Source organism: Rossellomorea aquimaris (assembly GCF_001877785.1).
Taxonomy (GTDB): Bacteria; Bacillota; Bacilli; order Bacillales; family Bacillaceae_B; genus Rossellomorea; species Rossellomorea aquimaris_A.
In genome coordinates, this window is the sequence record NZ_MINN01000004.1 from 1 (window position 1) to 480 (window position 480).

General features: G+C 46.9%; 1 tRNA gene and 2 rRNA genes. All 3 read right to left on the bottom strand.

The annotated features are described in order from the left end of the window. Window positions 1-48 precede the first annotated feature (48 nt). A tRNA-Val gene (locus BHE18_RS00015) sits at window positions 49-124 on the bottom strand. A 12-nt stretch (window positions 125-136) separates the two neighbouring features. Further along, window positions 137-253, bottom strand: a 5S ribosomal RNA gene (gene rrf / locus BHE18_RS00020). Between the two features lie 99 nt (window positions 254-352). Then, window positions 353-480: ribosomal RNA gene (locus tag BHE18_RS00025) — 23S ribosomal RNA — on the bottom strand; the annotation flags it as partial.

Sequence of the window (480 nt, forward strand, 5' to 3'; positions counted from 1 at the left end):
TAAAGGAAGGAAAGATCTTTTACTTCGCTCACGCTTCGTAAAAATCTATGGTGGAGGATGACGGGATCGAACCGCCGACCCTCTGCTTGTAAGGCAGATGCTCTCCCAGCTGAGCTAATCCTCCATAATATGTATCGCCTGGCGATGTCCTACTCTCACAGGGGGAGAGCCCCCAACTACCATCGGCGCTGAAGAGCTTAACTTCCGTGTTCGGCATGGGAACGGGTGTGACCTCTTCGCCATAATCACCAGACGAATATTCAATTGAAGGGTTTGTTCCTTCAAAACTAGATAAAGGATTGATGTCAAGAATACCGGTATTGCCGTTGTGTTCATTTAAAAATGACTCTTTGTGGTTAAGTCCTCGATCGATTAGTATCAGTCAGCTCCACATGTCGCCATGCTTCCACCTCTGACCTATCTACCTGGTCATCTTCCAGGGATCTTACTCACATAAAGTGATGGGAAATCTCATCTCGA